The following is an 18,434-nucleotide window of genomic DNA, read 5'->3' on the forward strand; positions in this document are numbered from 1 at the left end:
TGTCGGTCTCCGGAGGTCTCAGTCGTCCGTGCGTGACGGAGCGTCAGACCCACCGTCTGCGAGGGCGGCATCGACGTCGCGTGCTGCGCTACCCGTTACGTTCGCTTGCGCGTCAGATGCTGTACCGGTCGTGGTCTCTGCGGTCTGCGTGCCGGAGTCGGTTGCTCCAACGTCGAACTCACCGACGAGGTCGTTGAGCGACTGTGCAGACGCCGACACCTGCTGGATGTTCTTCGTGACTTCGTTCAACGCCGCAGTCTGTTCTTCTGTCGCGGCCGAGACGGTGCTCGCTTCGGACGTGGTCTCCTCGCTGACGCTCGACACGTCGTCGACCATCGAGACGACTTCTTCGGTCGAGACGGCCTGATTTTCGGTGGCCTCGGATATCTCCGTGACCCCGTGTTCAGCCTCTCGAATCGCATCGGAGATGTCGTCGAACATCTCGATGGCGTCCTCGATTGTCTCGGACCCTGCTTCGACGCTCTCGTGCATCTCTTGCATGTCGTCTACGGTGTCGTCGGTTCGGTCCTGAATCTCGTCGATGCGCGCTTCGACTTCGTCGGTCGCCTCGCTCGCTTCGTTCGCGAGTGCCTTGATTTCGTTCGCGACGACGGCGAAGCCTTCACCTGCCTCACCCGCACGTGCGGCCTCGATGGAGGCGTTCAGCGCGAGCAGGTTCGTCTGCTCGGCGATGTCGGTGATGAGTTGGACGATTTCGTTGATTTCGCCGATTTGGTCGCCGAGGGATTCGACCTGTTCGACGGCGTCGGTGGCCTCCGCCTCGATGGTCGAAATCTCGTCTGTGGCGTCCGCGGCGTGTTCGCGGCCCTGTTCTGCGAGGTCCACCGCCTGGTTCGCCGTCTGGACGACACCGTCGGCGGAGGCGGCGACTTCCTCGATGGTCGCCGAGAGGTCGTTCATCTCGTTGGCCACGACCTGAAGTTGCTCGGTCTGCTGTTCTGCACCGTGGGCAATCTCTTCGACGGACTGCGCAGTCTCTTGACTCGCAGACTCGATTTCCTCGGCACTGGCGACGGTTTCGGTGCTCACTTCCGCGAACTCGTCGGCGACCGATTGCACCTCGACGAATCCGTCTTGTAACTTCTCGATACCCGCTTCGAGGTCGGTCATAATCGCGCCGAACGCACCGGGGAGGTCCGTGCGGAGTTCCTGGTCGAGGTTCCCGTCACCCAGTCGTTCGCCGACGGTCTGGAGTTCGGACACCTGTCGTTGCAGGTTCTCTTGCATCTCCTCGAACGCGACGACGAGTTCGCCGAGTTCGTCGTCGGTGGCGTCGACGTCGATATCGTCTTCGAATCGTCCCCGGGCGAGCAGTTGCGCTTGGTCCCGGAGTGCTTCGATGGGTTCCGAGAAGTACCTCGCCGCGGCGAACCCGAGTCCGACGACGACGACGACGATGCCGCCGACGAGCAAGAGCAGGAAGTTCCGCGCGGAGTCGGTTCGGTCACGAAGCGCGTCTCCCAACTGTTCGCTCGGTGCCGTCACGTCCTGTTCCGGAACCGTCGCGACGAGTGTGAGTTGCGTGTCCCCGAAGTCGAGTGGCGCGTGCCCGACGTAGTAGCTGTCACCGGCACTACTGTCGGTCGATTGCTCGTAGGTTTGGAGTCCCTTCGTGTCCGAGAGGACGTACTCCGTGGTCGCGACTGCTGATTCGACCTCACCGAAGTTGGTCGCGCCGTCGGTGATGAGTTCACCCCTGTCGTTCACCATGGTCAGGTGCCCGGTTTCGCCGACTGTGATGCCGTCGAGCACCGCGTTGAAGACTTCGTAGTCGAGTCGGAGTGCGACGACGCCTGCGAACTCGCCGTCGCGGTAGACTGGCGTCGAGATGTATCCTTTCGCCTTCTCGTCGACCGTTCGGACCTGGCCGACGTGTACTGCACCTTTCTCCAGCGACTTCGTCGCGCCGAACCAGTTACTGTTGGAGTACGACGTGTCGACAGATTCGGCGACGACGTCGCCGTCGGTTCGCGCCGCACGGACGATTCCGTTTCCGTCCTCGTCGGTGAGGATAATCTCGTCGTACGCGGGCATCTCTTCGCCGTTGACTGCGACGGTTCGCGTCCGAAGGTAGTTCTCGAAGGAGTCCTCGATACCTGCCTCTGCGTCCGCGAGGGCAGTCGTCTGGAGTTCGTAGTAGTAGACGCTCGGGGCGACGACCCAGTCGAAGTCTTCGTAGTAGGTGTACGCGACGAACTTCTTCTCGAGGGGACTCCCCGGTTGCGTGGTGTCTTCCCACTCGTACTCGACGATACCCCACTCCTCGCCGTTTCGAACCGCCGGTGACGAGTCGATAGTCGAGTGAACGTCTTCGAAGACGGTCAAGTCCGCGTCGTCTTCGAGGTCGAAACCGTCGGCGAGACTGTGGTGTGCGACGACTTTCGACTCGCCGTCGATGATGTACGCGTACCCCGTGTCGCCGATGTACCCCGGTTGGAACATGGGAGACATCGTTCCGTCCGGGCGCGTCACGTCACCGGACGTTCCGGCGAGTGTCGCTTCCACCTGGTCTTTGACTGTCTGTTGTTCCGCCGCGGAGAGGTCGTCCCACGCCCGGCCGTCGTACTCCTCTTCGAGGATAGTCCGCTTCGTGGTCTCGATGGTGCTTCGCATCTGCAGCGCCATGTAGCCGAGTTGCTTCTGGCTTTGTCGCTGGACGAGTTTCATCTCTCCCGCACTCGCGGCTTGATAGTTCTGCACCGGCGCGGAGTCCGCGAGTGAGCGTGCGTTCACCTGCCGCGAGTTGAGCAGGTTCTGAATCCCCTCTTGTCTCGCGTCGACAGTGTTGTTCAGTTCTCCCGTAATCTGTCCTTCGAGGTGGTCCGTACTCTGGTCTTGTGCGTACGACCCAACTGACTGCATGTTCTGTACGCCAGCCACGCCGACTACCGAAACTGGTATCAGAGAGATAGCGAGGCACAGCGCGACGAGTTTTGTCCGAATTTTCATTGCTGGTATATATGATTGTAATTGGCGCAATTATTGACAGAGAACGCGTTTCACGGCGCTTCTGTGGGAATTGCGTGCTGCTACCGTAGCCGAGAAAAACCGACCTGTTAAACCTCTCGCACCAATTATTATTGATGATACTGTCTGGTACGCAAGTCGTACCTAATCCCGTGGTATTCAGGGAGATTATCTACTGGTGTTGTAATCGAACCCCACAAATGGCCTACATCTTCGCTCGGAGAACCCACGCTTCACGAGGCGAGACGGCTCCTCTGTCCTCAGAAAAACAGCGACAAAAGCGACGACTCGGTACCGTTACCGCGGCGTCTCGGTGCCCCACTTGTCGAGGGCGACGGCGAGTTCAGGTGTCTCTTCTGCGGCCTCGGTAATCGGTTTCCCGTCCACGTAGGCGTCGATGGCCGCCCGAAGTGCGACTGCGCCGGCGCGGGTACCGTCCGGGTGGCCGTGGATACCGCCGCCGAGTTGGACACAGACGTTCGTTCCTGTCGCGTCGAGCAAGTCGGGGAGGAGACCAGGGTGGAGACCGCCGGACGCGACGGGGAGCACGTCGGTCATCCCGTAGAGGTCACTCCGCATCCACTCGTTGATGCCGACGGTGTCTTCGTTCGCGAGTTTGCCAAGGCCCGCCGTCCCGGTGTGGAGTTGGTCGACGCCACAGAGGCGCGACACCTGCGCGAGGACGCGCATCGAGACGCCGTGAGTCGGCATTCGGTCGAAGGCGGCGTGCATCGCCCGGTGGGCGTGGATGGCGATGCCGTGTTTCTCGGTTCGCTCGCGGACGGTCTGGAGGCCCGCCCATCCGGCGGTGACGATGTCGACCATGACGTACTCGCCACCCTGCGCGGCAACCTCGTCCACGCGGTCCAGCATCGTCTGGGTGTCTCCGGTGACGTTGATGAGGTACGACTTCGTCTCTCCCGTCTCGTCTTCGGCGTCGTCGCGGAGCGACAGCGACTCCGTGAGGCGGTCGGTGAAGGGATTGAACTCCTGGTCGGTCAGGTTCTCGTCGTCCTTCAAGAGGTCCACGCCGCCGACCCACGCGTCGTACCCGACTTGGGCGTGCGCTTTCGTCGAGAGGCCGACCTTCGGCTTGGGGACTGTCGCGGTGGTGGGACGGTCGGTGACGCCGAATATCTCCTCTCGGACCGACGACCCGAAGAGGGGGCCGGGGTACGACGAGACGATGGATTCGGGCCACTCGCAGTCCATCAGTCGGATGGTGTCGACCGCTTTCATCCCCATGATGTTGCCGGCGATGCACGAGAGCACCTGCGGCATGTTGCCGGGTTCGAACAGTCCGGCGGGGTAGGCGACTTTGATGATATCACCGTCGATGGAGAACGCTGTCGCACCCATGTCGGTGAAGTCTTCGCCGGTCTGGAGTGCGGCCCACGTCCCGTTGGAGGACTCTGAGGCGACGCGACTCGCTGCCGCCTCGGGCGTCATTCCGGTCGCGGGGTCGATTCGGAAGGTGCAGACGAGTTCCTCGGCAGACGGTTCGTAGTCCAGGTCGAGGAAGTCCTCGTATGTGATGCCCATAGCTTCGCTTACGGCCCCACGAATCTTAAAACGCCATCCCGAAGCGACTTTCTCGGGTGGGGACCAATCACTACGGTTCGATGCTCGCCCGTCGCCGTGGGTCAACGACCCAGTCTCACAACACCACGAACGTCGGAAGATACAGGCCGATACAGACGAGTGCCGCCCGTCGGTCGATTCCCTCGCGCCAGTAGAACAGCGCCAAGACGACCAGTGAGACGGCGAGCATGTAGACACCGGAGAGTGTCACAGACGCGAGGTCGGTGACGACGACGTCGGCGACGAGTGCGCCGATACCGAGCGAGAAGACGGGGTCCGTGATGTTGCTCCCGAGAATCGCGCCCACCGAGATACCGCCGCGGCCCTCTTTCGCGGCGATGCCGGCGACGACGATTTCCGGGGCCGTCGTCCCGAGACCGGTGAGTAACCCGACGAAGTACTCGGAGATACCGACGAGGCGTGCGAGTTCGATGCCGTTCGTCACCATCACCTGTCCCCCGACGACGACCAACAGGAGGCCGAACACGACGCGCGGCAGTCCTCGCTCGGGAGTCTCTTCTTCTTCGACGACTTCTTCGGCGATTTCCGCCCCGCCTTCGTTGGTGTAGAGGGTGTAGACGAAGTTCACGTACGCGAGCATCATCAGAAACCCCTCGGAGCGCTGGACGACGCCGTCTTCGAGCGTGAGGAGCATGATAATCATCGCCAGCGTCATCGCCCCGCCGTAGACCATCACCTCGCGGCGCTTCGCCACGATTGGCGTGATGAGCGCGACGATGCCGATAGCGAGGGTAATCTGCGACGTCTCCGACCCGACGATGTTCCCGACGACGATGTCGCCCGCACCGTAGGACGCAGCGACGATGGAGGTAGTCATCTCCGGAAGCGACGTTCCCACAGAGATGAGCGTCACGCCGATGAAGAACTCCGAGACGCCGTAGAACCGCGCGACTTCCGCTGCCGCGGTCACGGCCCGGTCGGCACCGAAGACGAGGGCGGCGAGGCCAGCGACGAACAACGTAGCCTCGACTATCATCTCGTGAGGCGAACGTCTCAGTGGGACGACGTAAACTGTCGGGTCGAGCGTGGGGGGACGACGCCGGTTGGTTACGGCGAGAGCAACGCTCGAACTTCACGGAACTCGGGAACGTCGGTGTCGAGCGCAGCACAGAGCGCATCCGCGGCACCCAAAAGCCACTCGGCGCGTTCGACGCGCGATTCGAGGTCACCCGGCCCGATGCGATAGCGGTCGACCAGGTCCTCGATGTCCGCGCCCTCGGACCACTCGTGGAGGATGCGGGCGGTCTTGACCGCGGTCAACCAGTCTTCGAACGGGTCGGCCTCGTGCATCGCGGTGGTGAACTCGGCGGCGTGCGTCCGCGCGTACTGGTACATGAGCGCTCGCTCTCGATTCCCGAGGTACGTGTCGTGCATGTCGGGTGTGTCGCAGACGACTTCCAACGCAGTCCGCGCCGTCACGTTCTCGTCGGCCATCTCGGAGATAGTCCGGACACCGGCGATGATTCGCGCGCCAGTCGTCGGCGAGACGTACTGTCGCGAAGTCTGTGCCCCGAAGGTCGTCGCCGACAGCGACTCGCCATCGACAGAGAGCATCTCCATCGATTCGAGGTCGGAGACCACGTCGTCCACGAGGTCGGCGAGGGAGACGTTCGGGTGTTGGTGCGCGTAGTAGGTCGCAGAGAACACGTCGGCGATGCCGTCCAGTGAGTCGGCGAACCCGGAGGCGACGACCGAGAGCACGTGCGTCCGCAACGCTTCGGGGTCGGCGAACTGGGAGTCGACCGCCTCTGCGTCCGCCGTCACGTATCGTTCGACGAGTTCGTCTCTCACCGACTCGTCGCCGACGAGGACCGCCTCACCGTAGGGGTCGAGGTGGGGACGCCCCGCCCTGCCGCACATCTGGTGGACGTCGAGGACAGGTATCCACGCCATCGAGTCGCCGGTGTAGCGCTTCTGGTCGCGGATGACGACCCGTCGAGCAGGGACGTTCACGCCCGCCGCGAGCGTCGGCGTCGCGCAGATGACCGAGAGTCGCCGGTCACGGAACGCGTTTTCGACGGCGGCGCGGTGTGTGCTTCGCAAGCCAGCGTGGTGGAATCCGACGCCAGTCCGCGCACACTCAGAGAGGCGCTGACCCGTCGTCGTCCCACCGAGTTCGGCCAGTTCGTCGCCGAGGTCAGGTGCGGGCGAGAGGTCTTCGTCGGCGAGTCTGTCGGCGAGCGTCTCCGCTTCCCGGCGTGACCGGACGAACGCGAGACACTGGCCACCGTTCTCGACGGCGTCGGCGACGAGCGAGACAGTTGCCTCGGTGGCACCGTCGTCGTTCGGCCCAATCGGTGGGACGTCGACCGCCAGCGACGAGTCGTCGTCGAACTCGACGGTTCCATCGGCGTAGACACCGGTTCGAAGCGAGACCGGTCGCCACGTGCTCTCGACGAGTTCGGCGTCTAGCCACGCCGCGATGACCTCCGGGTTGTCGACTGTCGCCGACAGTGCGACGAGTTGCAGGTCGGGGACGCGTCGCTGGAGCGTCGCCAGCGTGATTTCGAGCGTGGGACCTCGCCCCGGTGCACCCAGCAGGTGAACTTCGTCTACGACCACGCACGCGAGGTCTTCGACCCACGACGCTCCGTTTCGAATCGCCGAATCGACCTTCTCGCTCGTGGCGACGACGATGTCGTGGTCGCCGAGGTCCTCTTCGGCCGAGTCGAAGTCACCAGTCGAGATGCCGACGCTCACGCCGGGGAGTTTGGCGAACGTCTCGTACTTCTCGCGGGCCAGCGCGCGGAGTGGGACGATGTAGAGACCCGGGCCGTCGGCGGTGAGCATCGCCAGTTCGGCGATGAACGTCTTGCCACTGGCCGTCGGAATCGCGGCGACGGCCCGGCCGCCGTCTGCGACACCGGCCTCCACGGCGGCGACTTGCGGCGGGTACAACTCCTCGATACCGTTCGACTCGTAGTGGGAGACCATGGTCGCCGACAACGGGAGGTCACACACGCGCATCTGTCACACACTGGGTTCGGGTTCACTTAAATATCTTCGCCGGTCGGGAACACGTCTGGTCGGTGGCAGTTCGAACGCAGAACCAGTGCATTCAGTCTCGTGTGATAGTATTACTCGGCAGGTATTTCCGTCGTCTGTACGATAGGTGAGTTGAGCAACATGAGTAGACGCGCCCTCCCGGTTTTCCTCCTCGTCCTCGTCGTTCTGGCCGGTGTTCCGGCCCCGACGCTCGGCCAGGAGGCTACCGCCTACATCGACGACGTGACCGTCTCGCCGGCCCAACCGACGCCGGGCGAACGGTTCACGCTCACGACTGTCGTCGTGAACGCACAGAACAGTCAGGCCAACCTCGAAGTCACAGACGTGTTCGTTCGCACTGCGGGTGGAACGAGAGACCTCGCACGCATCGAAGACCTCGGCGTCATTCCGCCCGGAAGCGACCTCAGAATCCCGCTCTCGGTCCGACTCGAAGAGCAAGGAACCTACGACCTTCGCGTGACCGTCGTGGGGCGGAGCGACGGGCAGACACAGCGACTCCAGTATCCCGTGGTGGTCCGCGTCCGTGAGGGTGGCCCGCAACTCTCCGTCGAAGTCGGTGACGCCGTCATCGGCACCGACACTCCAGTGCAGGTCACTGTCTCGAACGGCGAGGAAGACGTCGCCCGCAACGTCCGCCTCTCGTTGACGGGGGACAGCGCGACGGTCGAAAACGACACGCGCGTCGTCCCACGACTGGAATCCGGCGAGGCGAGGACGTTCCAGTTCAGCGTGAATCCTGCGACGGACGAATCTGAACTGATTGCGAACCTCCAGTACACCACTGCCGACGGCAACGCCCGGACAGCAACGGCATCCGCACCGCTCGTCGCGGAACCACTCCGCGAAGAGGTCCGTCTCGATGCCTCGGTCGGTGAGGGGGCGCGCCCCGCTATCGACGTCGACGTGACGAACCTCGGCAACGCACCGCTCGAAGACCTCGTGCTCACGGTGCGCGATGGTGATTCGGTCGTCCTCAGAAAACCAGTCGCCTCCGTTCCGGCCGAGTCAGAACGAACGGTCCAGCTGAACGTCTCCTCGGTGGACCGAGCGACGCTCGACGTGGTCGCCGCCTACGAGACCGGCGGCCAAGACGGAACAGCGGAAACGTCCGTCGAATACGTGGCGTCACCGGGGGAAATCGAACTCACCGGTATCGACGTGGAACTGGAAGACGGTGACGTACACATCTCGGGGAGTGCGAGTAACGTCGGTCTCAGCGACGCCCAGAGCGTCGTCGTTCGGGTCGTCCCGACAGACGGCGTCGTCCCCGCACGCCCGTACAAGGAGTACTTCGTCGGGAGCGTCCCCGCGAGCGACTTCGCGTCGTTCGACCTCTACGCCACCGTCGACGACGACGTGACGACAGTTCCCGTGGAAGTCACGTACCTCACCGACGGCACGGAGCGAACAGTCCAGACGGAAGTCGACGTATCCGGCCTCTCCGACACCGCCGACCAGAACAGTGGTAGTGGACTCGACTCCACGCTCCTCCTCGTCGGCGGAGTCGTCGCACTCATCGTCGTGGTCGGCGTCGGCATCTTCGCGTATCGACGGCGCTGATTCGAGATGACACACATCATCGAACTCCAGCACGTCTGGAAACGGTACGACACGGGCGGCGAAGTCGTCGAGGCGTTGAAAGACGTCGACTTCTACGCGGACCCCGGCGAGTTCGTCTCCGTCATGGGTCCTTCGGGGAGTGGAAAGTCCACGATGCTCAACGTCCTCGGGTTGCTCGACACGCCCACCGAAGGGACCGTCCTCCTCGACGGACAGGACGTGACCGACCTCTCGGACCACGAGATGACGACCCAGCGAAAGCAGTTCGTCGGGTTCATCTTCCAGAGTTTCCACTTGATTCCGACGCTCTCGGCGCTGGAGAACGTCGAAGTCCCGACCCTCTTCGGCGACGACCCGTCGGCGCGAGAGCGAGCGACAGACCTCCTCGAACGCGTCGGACTCGGAAATCGTCTCCACTACCGACCGGACCAACTCTCAGGCGGGCAGAAACAGCGTGTCGCCATCGCCCGCGCACTCGTGAACGAACCACGCATCCTCCTCGCCGACGAACCGACGGGGAACCTCGACCGAAAGACCGGGCGGAGCGTCCTCGACCTGTTCGACGAGATTCGACGCGAAGACGACGTGGCCGTCATCGCCGTCACGCACGACCCGCAACTCGGTGAGTACGCCGACAGGACCGTCCAACTCGTCGACGGGAGGATTCAATGAGTTTCTTCGACGACCTCTTTCGTCGCGTTCCGGCGCTGTTGATGGCCAGACGGAACCTCTCACGGAACCGCATTCGCTCTGGTCTCGCCGTCCTCGGCATCATCATCGGCGTCCTCGCAATCGCGTCGCTCGGGATGTTCGGGACGACGCTTCGGACCGGCGCGGACCAGCAACTCGGCGAGATTGGCAACGAAATCAGCATCTCGCCCAACCTTCAGGAGGGCGTCGAAGAGTTGACTGACCGGGACGTGGACGAAATCGAGCGGGCAGTCACCGACGGGGAAGTCGTCCCGCTCCGGTCAGAGTCGGCGTTGGTCTCTCGGGGGCAACAACAGACGGTGGCGACGATATACGGGATGGAGAATCCGGGCGCACTGTACGAAGCACAGGAAGGCCGCGTCCCCGATAGACTCCGACAAGGCGCACTCGTCGGGTCGGGGACTGCCGAGATTCTGGACGTCGAACCCGGGAACACCATCTCCGTCGACGGCCGAACCTACCGAATCGCCGCCGTTCTCGCCGAAGAACAGGGCATCTCGCTCGTCAGCCCGAACAACGCCGTCGTCGTCCCACTCGAAGACGTGAACGGCACTGGCTACTCGCAAGTGGTCGTGAGTTCGGACTCTGGGCAGGCGGCGAACGAGTCCGCCGTCGCCATCCGCGAGTCGTTGAACGAACGTGACGAGCGCGTGAACGTGTTCGAACTCCAGGCTATCACCCAGGGAATCGACCAGTTCTTCGGCATCATCAACACCTTCCTCATCGGTATCGGGTCTATCTCGCTCGTCGTCGCCGGCGTGAGTATCCTGAACGTGATGCTCATGAGTACTATCGAGCGTCGACAGGAGATTGGTGTCCTCCGCGCCGTCGGCGTCCAGCGAGGCGACGTGATTCGGATGATTCTCGCCGAGGCGGGCCTGCTGGGTGTCGCGGGCGGTGTCATCGGTGCGATTCTCGCAGTCGGCGCAGGCGTCGCCCTCAACTCGTTCGTCCTGAACGACCCGCTGGCGACGTTCCAACCCGTCAACTTCCTCTACATCCTCCTCGCTGTCGGATTCGGTATCGGTACGAGCATCCTCTCGGGGCTCTACCCGGCGTGGAAGGCGGCCAACGAGCGTCCAGTCGAGGCGTTACGCAAATGAGGGCGTGACCGGCGCGTCCGCTTTTCGAACTTCAGGCGCTGAAAAAACGCGGCGGTCGAAGCGTTAGATGTAGTCGTGTTCTGCGAGGCGCTCGACGGCCTCGCGGAGGCGTTCTTCACTTGCAGCGTAGGAGATGCGGGCGTAGCCCGGCGCGTTGAAGGCGCTTCCGGGGACGGTTGCAACCTTCGCGTCCTGAATCGCCCCTTCACACCACGCCTGGTCGTCGTCGTCGACGGGGAGCATCATGTAGAACGCACCCTTCGGGACGGCGACGTCCACGTCGTGTTCGGCGAGGAGGTCCACGAGCATATCGCGGCGACCTTCGAACGCTTCGCGCATCTCTTCGACGGTGTCGTCGGTACGCTCGGAGAGCGCTTCGACACCGGCGTGCTGGACGAAGTTGACGGCACACGAGACGGAGTGCGAGTGAAGCTTGCCTGCTTGCGCGATGAGGTCCGAAGGTGCGTGCAGGTAGCCGAGTCGCCATCCGGTCATCGAGAACGCCTTCGAGAAGCCGTTGATGGTGATGGTGCGGTCTTCCATCCCGTCGAGCGAACCGAGCGACGTGTGCTCGAAGCCATCGTAGGTGATACGCTCGTAGATTTCGTCGGAGATGACGGCGATGTCGTGTTCGACTGCGAGGTCACGGACACCTTCGAGTGCCTCGTCGGAGAAGACGCCACCCGTCGGGTTCGACGGCGAGTTGACGACGAGGAGTTTGGTCTCGTCGGAGACAGTGTCTGCGAGTTCGTCGAGCGCGGGTTCGAGACGGAAGTCGTGCTGCGCGAGGTCGACACGCTTCAGCGACCCACCGGCGAGTTTGACCATCGCCTCGTAGGACACCCACGCGGGGTCCAACAAGACGACTTCGTCGCCGTCGTCGATGAGCGTCTGGAACGTCTCGTAGAGCGCCTGTTTGCCGCCGGGCGTGACGATGACCTCGTCCGCCTCGGCAGAGACGCCGTTCCCGCGGAGTTTCTCCGCGATGGCTTCCTTGAGTTCAGGGATGCCGTTCGACGACGTGTAGCCGGTGTGCCCGGCATCCATCGCGTCTTTGGCGGCCTGGACGATGTTCTCTGGCGTCGGGAAGTCCGGTGCGCCGACCGAGAGGTCGACTACGTCTTCGCCCTGCGCTTCCAGTTCACTCGCGAGGTTCGAGATGGCGAGCGTGGCGCTGGGTTCGACCCGTCCAACGCGCTCGCTGAATTCGAAGTTCATGCCAACGCCTCCACCATCTCGGTCGCAGCGTAAACCGCTTCCGCACCTTTGCTGACGCGTTCGCGTGCCTCGGCACCGCTCATTCCGGGGCCAGAGACGCCGAACGTGACAGGTTTGTCACGGTCGAGCGATACCTCGGTCAGCGACTTCGCCGTCGCGTCGGCGATGACCCGGTCGTGGTCGGTGTCGCCGGTGACGATAGCGCCGACGACGGCCACGGCGTCGATGTCGTCGCGGCGGGCGAGTCGGTCCGCCGCGAGGGGTGAGTCGTACGCGCCAGGGACGTGAATCGTCTCCGCCACCTCCGCGTCGCGTTCGGCGGCGGCGTCGTGGGCCGCCTCCTCCATCTGTTCGGTGACCGACGAGTTGAATCGGGCCACTACGAGTCCGAGAGAGACCATAGCCGACCCTTCCCGTGGCGGCTAAAAGAACTACCGACACCCACCGAAATTGGCCGTGTGAGCGACTCACTGGGTGTCGCCGTGGCGGCCACTCCCAAACAAAACTGTTGTATTGTCGGCGTATGGATGTGTGTACATGAGTGCTGACACTGAGACCGAACTTCTCACTCGGTCTCACGCCCTCCTCGCGATTGTCGCCGCCGCCGCCATCGCGCTCCTCGTCCGCGTCGTGAGCCTCGGTGACCGCATCTTCCACTGGGACGAAGGGCGCGTCGGCTACTGGATTCTCCGCTATCACGAGACGGGAGAGTTCACGTATCGACCCATCATCCACGGGCCGTTCTTGCCCATCGTCAACGACTACGTCTTCGCAGTCCTCCCAGCGACGGACTTCTCCGCGCGCCTCCCCGTCGCCGTCGTGGGTGCCCTCCTCCCGCTTTCGGTGTGGCTCTTCCGGGAACACCTCCGCCGCGACGAGATGGTCGCCCTCGCGCTCTTCTTCGCGGTCAACCCGCTTCTCGTCTACTACTCGCGATTCATGCGCAACGACGTGCTCGTGGCGGCGTTCTCGTTCATCGCACTCGGGTTCGTGGTCCGCGCGTACGACACCGGCCGCCTCGCGTATCTGATTCCCGCGGGTGCGTCGTTCGCGACCGGTGCGGCCGCGAAAGAGAACTACGTCGTCTACCTCCTCTGTTTCCTCGGTGCGGCGTTCCTCGTCTTCGACCACCGACTCGTCGCCCGCACCTCGGCGGGAGACTCCTCGCGTGCGATTCTCTTCGCAGAGGTGCCAGAGGGTATCGCAGACCGTCTTCGAGCACGCGGCGCGGGAAGCCTCGGGTCCGGTGCGTTCCGATACGCCGCCGGTATCGTCGGCGGACTCGCCGCATTCCTCGTCGTGTTCGTGTTCTTCTACGCGCCGCGCCCGGACCTCTGGAACGCGTTCGGGAACCCCGCGGCGTTCCCCGGCGTCGTCGAGGCGGGGACAGTCGGTGCCGTCACCGAGATGGTCGACAGTTGGATTGGCGGCGGGCACCAGTCTCACGAGTACCTTCCGTACCTGAAGGACTTCCTCGAAACGTTCGTCTACGGCGCACCGGTGCTCATCGTCTTCGCACTCGTCGGTATCGTCGTCGACCGCTACGCCGTCGTCACCGAGCGACTGCGATGGCTCGTCGCCTTCGCGACGTACTGGGGTGTCGTGAGTATCTTCGGCTACCCGCTGGCGACGGACATCCAAGCGCCGTGGGTCGTCGTCCACGCCGTCGTCCCGTTGGCTATCCCCGCCGCGGTGGGTGCCGCGTTCGTCTTCCGCTCCGCACGTCAGGCCTACGACGCCCGCGATACGGTCGGTATCGGCCTCGCTGCACTCGTCGTTCTCGCGTCTGTCGGCGGTGTCGCCGCCGCCAACGTCGACTACTGGAACGCATCTACGGACGAAGACAAGGAGGTCCTCCAGTGGGCACAACCCGAAAACGACCTGAAAGCCACGCTGGGCGACGTCGAGCGAGTCGCGGCGTCGAACGACGGAACCGACGTGTTGCTCTACGGGACGCACCCGCCGAACAGTGACGAGACGCACTTCTACGTGAAAGACGAGTCGAACCCGCTGGGCGGACCGTCGTGGCACAGTCGCCTCCCGCTTCCGTGGTACCTCGAAGGCGCGGACGTCGTCCGAACGAGTAGTCCTCCAGATGCCGGCGTCGGAAACGCGACGGCAGACGCACCGCCCGTCGTCGTCGCCTACGAGTGGGACCGCGACGAACTCGAATCGGAACTCGACGGATACGTCGTCCGCCAACACGCGTTCAAACTCTGGAACGAGGACATCGTCGTCTTCATCGACGAAGACGCACTCGATGCATCGACGCAGTTGCAGTCCTGAGCTCCAAGTTCGACCGACAGCACTCTCGTTTTCGCCGCGCGCGCTTCTCTCACATAGTCGAATCTGTCGCGTGTCGAGCCGAAAATGTACCCACGATTGTGCGCATTTTGCCACCCAGTGTGGCAACATTTATGCATCGACGTACTGAACCGCCGACCGTGACCGTCACCGTACCCGGACCCACGCTCGGCGTCGTCGGCGGGGGCCAACTCGGCCGTATGCTCGGCGAGGCCGCCGCCCCACTCGGCGTCGACATCGTGGTTCTCGACCCGACACCTGACTGTCCCGCAGCAGCGGTTGCCGACCAAATCGTCGGGGACTTCACCGACCCCGAGGCGATGGCGGAACTCGCCGCGCGGGCCGACGCGCTGACGTTCGAAATCGAACTCGCGGACCCGGACCTGCTCGACGAACTCGCCGCCGAGGAGGGCATCGACGTCCACCCCTCGCCCGACGCGCTTCGGACCATCGAGGACAAACTGGTCCAGAAGCGGACCTTCGGCGAAGCCGACATTCCGATTCCGCCGTTCCACCGCGTCGACGACGCGGACGACTTGCGCGCCGCCCTCGACGAGTTCGGGTCGGTCATGCTGAAGGCCCGAACGGGTGGCTACGACGGTCGCGGGAACGTCCCCGTCACCGACCCCGACGACGCGGAGGCCGCCATCGAAGACGTCGGCGGCCCGGCGATGGCCGAGGCGTTCGTCGACTTCGAGCGCGAACTCTCCGTCATCGGCGTCCGCGGTGAGGGTGAGATTCGTACCTTCCCGGTCGGCGAGAACGTCCACGAAGAAGAGATTCTCCGCGAAACCGTCGTCCCGGCGCGCACGACGGACGAGGTTCGCGAGGAGGCCGACCGAGTCGCGCGCGAGGTACTCTCGCACCTGCCCGGACGCGGCGTCTTCGGCATCGAACTGTTCGAGACGAGCGAGGGCGACGTACTCGTGAACGAAGTCGCACCTCGCCCGCACAACTCGGGACACTGGACCATCGAAGGTGCGCTCTGCTCGCAGTTCGAACAGCACGTCCGCGCCGTCCTCGGGTGGCCACTCGGCGCGACCACCCAGCGCGCCCCCACCGTGAGCGCGAACATCCTCGGCACCGTCGAGGAGTCCCAACCCGCGCGACTCGCTGGCCTCGAAACGCCGCTGTCAGAACCGGGTGTCTCACTCCACTGGTACGGCAAGGCCGAGGTTCGCCCGCTTCGGAAGATGGGCCACCTCACTGCCGTCGACACGGGTGACGACGAGAGTATCGAGAGCCTTCTCGAACACGTTCGCGAACTTCGAGATGGCCTCTCCTTCGACTGACACGCGCAGTCGACTCCGACCGACACCGCGAACCGACCGCGACACCACCGCGAATCCCCCGGACTGACCACCGGTTTACCAAAACCACAGTCCCTTCCGCACGACACGACACCACAATGACCACCGAACAGGACCTCATCGACGAACTCCACGCACAGGCCGCCGCCGACCGCGACCCCGAGACGACGCCCGACGTCGGCATCATCATGGGGTCGGACTCCGACCTCGACGTGATGTCCGGCGCGCACGAGGCGCTCGACACCCTCGGGTTCGGCGAACAGACCGACTTCGACGACGCGCCCGACGAGCGCTTTACCTACGAGACGTACGTCGTCTCCGCGCACCGCACGCCTGACCTGATGTACGCGTACGGTGAGACTGCCAACGAGCGCGGCATCGACGTCATTATCGCGGGCGCAGGCGGGAAGTCCGCGGACCTCCCGAACATGACCGCGTCTATCGCGTACCCACTGCCCGTCGTCGGCGTGCCCGTCCAGGAGAAGTCCGTCGACTCCGTCATCGGCATGCCGACGGGCGCGCCAATCGTCGCCGTCGACGCCGGAAAGTCGTTCAACGCGGCGCTGTCGGCCGTCCAGATGCTCGCTCGCGGGTACCCCGAACTCGAAGACAGACTCGTCGAGTACCACGAGGACCTCGTGGCGGACGTGGCGGAAACGTCGGCACGATTACACGGCCTCGGTGTGGCCGGGTTCCGCGAATCGACTGAGTAGGCGAATTACCCCTCGTTCTGAGGGTCTTTTTTCCGTGACGACAGCCGTCTATCGCCGTCAAACGGCCCCCGGAGCGTGGTTCCGGGCGTCTCACGCGTATTTTCCGAATAGAAGCCCTCTCGCGCCCGAAACACACAAATCAATGTTTATAGGGGAGCGCTTCTAACCGCCGCACGTCAGGGAGACACGGCATGAGTGATTGGATTGCAATCGGTGCGATGGGTGTCGTCGCTGTCGGCTTACCATTAGTCATGATGGCTATGTCGGCGGTGCTGCGCCCAAGCGTGCCGGAACAAGGAAAGAGTGCCACGTACGAGAGTGGTGAGGTGCCGACCGGCACGGCGCGCGTCCAGTTTAACATACAATACTACATGGTCGCGTTGCTGTTCGTCGTGTTCGACATCGAGACTGTCCTGATTTTCCCCTGGACAGTCATCTACCGCTCCGCTCTCGAACAAGGCGCGTCTCTGGGGACGATTCTGGCACCGATGCTGCTGTTCATCGGTGTGCTCGTCGTCGGACTCGTCTGGGCGTGGCGCAACGGCGCCGTCAAGTGGGTCAAAAGCCCGCAGGCGAACCGTCGTAAGACAGAGAGACAAGACGCATGAGTAGCGAACAAAAACCATTCGTCACGGACGATACACAGGTACAGACCGAGACCCGCGACGCCCGCATGGCGGGCGCGGACGACCGGTTCAACTCGAAACTTCGGGAGGCGTTCGGTTCGTCGCCGTTCATCCTCACCAAGTTCGACAAGTTCATGAACTGGGTCCGTGGGTCCTCGATGTTCATGCTGCAGTTCGGTATCGCGTGCTGCAGTATCGAGATGATGCACACGTACGCGATCAAGCACGACTTGGACCGCTTCGCGGCCGGTGTGCCGCGTGCATCCCCGCGTCAGGCGGACGTCATCATCGTTCCCGGGACGATCGTTTCGAAGTTCGCCCCGCGGATGAAGCGCGTGTACGACCAGATGCCCGAACCGAAGTTCGTCGTCGGCATGGGGTCGTGCACCATCTCGGGTGGCCCGTTCCAGGAGGGCTACAACGTCATCAAGGGCGCAGAAGAGGTCATCCCGGTGGACATCCACATCCCCGGTTGCCCGCCGCGCCCGGAGGCGCTCATCTACGGTATCGCGAAGCTCCAAGAGCGCATCGCGAACGGCGAGTCCAGCCCCGTCACGGTCAAGCCGTACGAACTGGAGCAGTTCGGCGACCTGCCGCGCGACGAAATCGTCGACAAACTCGCCGAACAGATCGACGAAGACGACCTCGTCATGCGCTACAACTGGGCTGATTCACCATGAGTTTGGAAGAAGCAGAACCCCAGGAAGGAGCCGTCACAGAGCGCTCCCGCGGTGACGAACTCGCCGAGTTACTCGGTGACCTCGTCCTGTCCCGCGAAGAGCACATGAACGCACCGGGCTTCGTCATCCGCCCCGACCAGGTCCAAGCGACCCTGTTCAAACTCCGCGACGAGGCGGGGTTCGACCACCTCTCGTGTGTGACCGCACAGGAGTACGAGGACCGCTACGAGTCGATCTACCACCTGACGAAGTACGACGACCGAACCGACGAAGTGAGCGTCGTCGTGCCCACGTCGAAGGACGACCCGGTCAGCCAGTCCGCAGAACCCGTGTTCCGCACGGCCGACTGGCACGAGCGTGAAGCGTACGACCTCGTCGGTATCCGGTACGAGGACCACCCGGACCTCCGCCGCATCCTCCTCCCCGAGACGTGGCAAGGCCACCCGCTGGGCCTCGACTACGACCAGGACCGACCGCAGATTGCGACCCTCACCGAGCACGCGAACCCGCTCGAGAAGGACACGCGCGGCGACGAGGGCAACACGATGTACATCAACATCGGGCCGCACCACCCGGCGACCCACGGCGTGCTGCACGTCGAGACGGTCGTCGA

At 63.7% G+C, this 18,434-nt stretch carries 15 protein-coding genes; 9 read left to right on the plus strand and 6 right to left on the minus strand.

All coding sequences use genetic code 11. The annotated features are described in order from the left end of the window. Positions 1-18: 18 nt before the first annotated feature. The 4 genes from AUR66_RS15215 to AUR66_RS15230 form a co-directional block, all read right to left on the minus strand. The gene (locus tag AUR66_RS15215; RefSeq protein WP_058573118.1) at positions 19-2,970 is read right to left on the minus strand and encodes a methyl-accepting chemotaxis protein; all 2,952 of its coding nucleotides are present in this window, start codon (positions 2,968-2,970) and stop codon (positions 19-21) included. A gap of 315 nt (positions 2,971-3,285) precedes the next feature. After that, positions 3,286-4,530, minus strand: coding sequence for a type III ribulose-bisphosphate carboxylase (gene rbcL, locus AUR66_RS15220; protein ID WP_058573119.1), 1,245 nt, complete (start codon positions 4,528-4,530; stop codon positions 3,286-3,288). Positions 4,531-4,645: 115 nt separating this feature from the next. Continuing rightward, positions 4,646-5,566, minus strand: coding sequence for a sodium:calcium antiporter (locus AUR66_RS15225; RefSeq protein WP_058573120.1), 921 nt, complete (start codon positions 5,564-5,566; stop codon positions 4,646-4,648). Positions 5,567-5,637: 71 nt separating this feature from the next. Next, positions 5,638-7,557 carry a DEAD/DEAH box helicase gene (locus tag AUR66_RS15230; RefSeq protein WP_058573121.1) on the minus strand — a complete coding sequence of 640 codons (1,920 nt, stop codon included), beginning with the start codon at positions 7,555-7,557 and terminating at the stop codon, positions 5,638-5,640. A gap of 159 nt (positions 7,558-7,716) precedes the next feature. Between AUR66_RS15230 and AUR66_RS15235 the strand changes: the two genes are divergently transcribed. Genes AUR66_RS15235 through AUR66_RS15245 form a run of 3 tightly spaced genes read left to right on the plus strand, consistent with a single transcriptional unit; the run spans position 7,717 to position 10,970 of the window. Further along, the gene (locus tag AUR66_RS15235) at positions 7,717-9,156 is read left to right on the plus strand and encodes a hypothetical protein (protein WP_058573122.1); all 1,440 of its coding nucleotides are present in this window, start codon (positions 7,717-7,719) and stop codon (positions 9,154-9,156) included. Between the two features lie 6 nt (positions 9,157-9,162). Continuing rightward, a complete protein-coding gene (locus AUR66_RS15240) occupies positions 9,163-9,828 on the plus strand; it encodes an ABC transporter ATP-binding protein (protein WP_058573123.1) in 666 nt (221 codons plus the stop codon). After that, positions 9,825-10,970 carry an ABC transporter permease gene (locus AUR66_RS15245; protein ID WP_058573124.1) on the plus strand — a complete coding sequence of 382 codons (1,146 nt, stop codon included), beginning with the start codon at positions 9,825-9,827 and terminating at the stop codon, positions 10,968-10,970. Before AUR66_RS15240 ends, AUR66_RS15245 begins: the two co-directional genes overlap by 4 nt. Before the next feature lie 63 nt (positions 10,971-11,033). Here AUR66_RS15245 and AUR66_RS15250 read toward each other — a convergent pair whose 3' ends face one another. Then, on the minus strand, positions 11,034-12,188 hold the full coding sequence (locus AUR66_RS15250) for a pyridoxal phosphate-dependent aminotransferase (protein ID WP_058573125.1): 1,155 nt from the start codon (positions 12,186-12,188) through the stop codon (positions 11,034-11,036). Next, a complete protein-coding gene (ribH, locus tag AUR66_RS15255) occupies positions 12,185-12,589 on the minus strand; it encodes a 6,7-dimethyl-8-ribityllumazine synthase (protein ID WP_058573126.1) in 405 nt (134 codons plus the stop codon). The genes AUR66_RS15250 and ribH overlap by 4 nt, the downstream gene beginning before the upstream one ends. Positions 12,590-12,725: 136 nt before the next feature. On the opposite strand from ribH, the gene AUR66_RS15260 reads away from it, so the two are divergent. The 6 genes from AUR66_RS15260 to AUR66_RS15285 all read left to right on the plus strand — a co-directional run. Beyond that, the gene (locus tag AUR66_RS15260) at positions 12,726-14,474 is read left to right on the plus strand and encodes a flippase activity-associated protein Agl23 (protein WP_058573127.1); all 1,749 of its coding nucleotides are present in this window, start codon (positions 12,726-12,728) and stop codon (positions 14,472-14,474) included. A 158-nt stretch (positions 14,475-14,632) separates the two neighbouring features. Further along, positions 14,633-15,784 (plus strand): 5-(carboxyamino)imidazole ribonucleotide synthase, encoded by a 1,152-nt coding sequence (locus tag AUR66_RS15265; RefSeq protein WP_058573128.1) that lies wholly within the window; start codon positions 14,633-14,635, stop codon positions 15,782-15,784. A gap of 116 nt (positions 15,785-15,900) precedes the next feature. Then, positions 15,901-16,515, plus strand: coding sequence for a 5-(carboxyamino)imidazole ribonucleotide mutase (purE, locus tag AUR66_RS15270; RefSeq protein ID WP_058573129.1), 615 nt, complete (start codon positions 15,901-15,903; stop codon positions 16,513-16,515). Between the two features lie 191 nt (positions 16,516-16,706). Continuing rightward, positions 16,707-17,123 carry an NADH-quinone oxidoreductase subunit A gene (locus AUR66_RS15275; RefSeq protein WP_058573130.1) on the plus strand — a complete coding sequence of 139 codons (417 nt, stop codon included), beginning with the start codon at positions 16,707-16,709 and terminating at the stop codon, positions 17,121-17,123. After that, positions 17,120-17,821 (plus strand): NADH-quinone oxidoreductase subunit B, encoded by a 702-nt coding sequence (locus tag AUR66_RS15280; RefSeq protein WP_058573131.1) that lies wholly within the window; start codon positions 17,120-17,122, stop codon positions 17,819-17,821. The genes AUR66_RS15275 and AUR66_RS15280 overlap by 4 nt, the downstream gene beginning before the upstream one ends. Next, the coding region (locus AUR66_RS15285) for an NADH-quinone oxidoreductase subunit C (protein ID WP_197409805.1) at positions 17,818-18,434 on the plus strand (617 nt) is incomplete at its 3' end. The genes AUR66_RS15280 and AUR66_RS15285, both read left to right, overlap by 4 nt.

Origin of the sequence: Haloferax profundi, assembly GCF_001469865.1 — an archaeon.
Taxonomy (GTDB): domain Archaea; phylum Halobacteriota; class Halobacteria; order Halobacteriales; family Haloferacaceae; genus Haloferax; species Haloferax profundi.

Bases quoted from the DNA above. Each gene is read 5' to 3' on its own strand.
- AUR66_RS15215 (WP_058573118.1), bottom strand. From the start codon at position 2,970: ATGAAAATTCGGACAAAACTCGTCGCGCTGTGCCTCGCTATCTCTCTG.
- rbcL (WP_058573119.1), bottom strand. From the start codon at position 4,530: ATGGGCATCACATACGAGGACTTCCTCGACCTGGACTACGAACCGTCT.
- AUR66_RS15225 (WP_058573120.1), bottom strand. From the start codon at position 5,566: ATGATAGTCGAGGCTACGTTGTTCGTCGCTGGCCTCGCCGCCCTCGTC.
- AUR66_RS15230 (WP_058573121.1), bottom strand. From the start codon at position 7,557: ATGCGCGTGTGTGACCTCCCGTTGTCGGCGACCATGGTCTCCCACTAC.
- AUR66_RS15235 (WP_058573122.1), top strand. From the start codon at position 7,717: ATGAGTAGACGCGCCCTCCCGGTTTTCCTCCTCGTCCTCGTCGTTCTG.
- AUR66_RS15240 (WP_058573123.1), top strand. From the start codon at position 9,163: ATGACACACATCATCGAACTCCAGCACGTCTGGAAACGGTACGACACG.
- AUR66_RS15245 (WP_058573124.1), top strand. From the start codon at position 9,825: ATGAGTTTCTTCGACGACCTCTTTCGTCGCGTTCCGGCGCTGTTGATG.
- AUR66_RS15250 (WP_058573125.1), bottom strand. From the start codon at position 12,188: ATGAACTTCGAATTCAGCGAGCGCGTTGGACGGGTCGAACCCAGCGCC.
- ribH (WP_058573126.1), bottom strand. From the start codon at position 12,589: ATGGTCTCTCTCGGACTCGTAGTGGCCCGATTCAACTCGTCGGTCACC.
- AUR66_RS15260 (WP_058573127.1), top strand. From the start codon at position 12,726: ATGAGTGCTGACACTGAGACCGAACTTCTCACTCGGTCTCACGCCCTC.
- purE (WP_058573129.1), top strand. From the start codon at position 15,901: ATGACCACCGAACAGGACCTCATCGACGAACTCCACGCACAGGCCGCC.
- AUR66_RS15275 (WP_058573130.1), top strand. From the start codon at position 16,707: ATGAGTGATTGGATTGCAATCGGTGCGATGGGTGTCGTCGCTGTCGGC.
- AUR66_RS15280 (WP_058573131.1), top strand. From the start codon at position 17,120: ATGAGTAGCGAACAAAAACCATTCGTCACGGACGATACACAGGTACAG.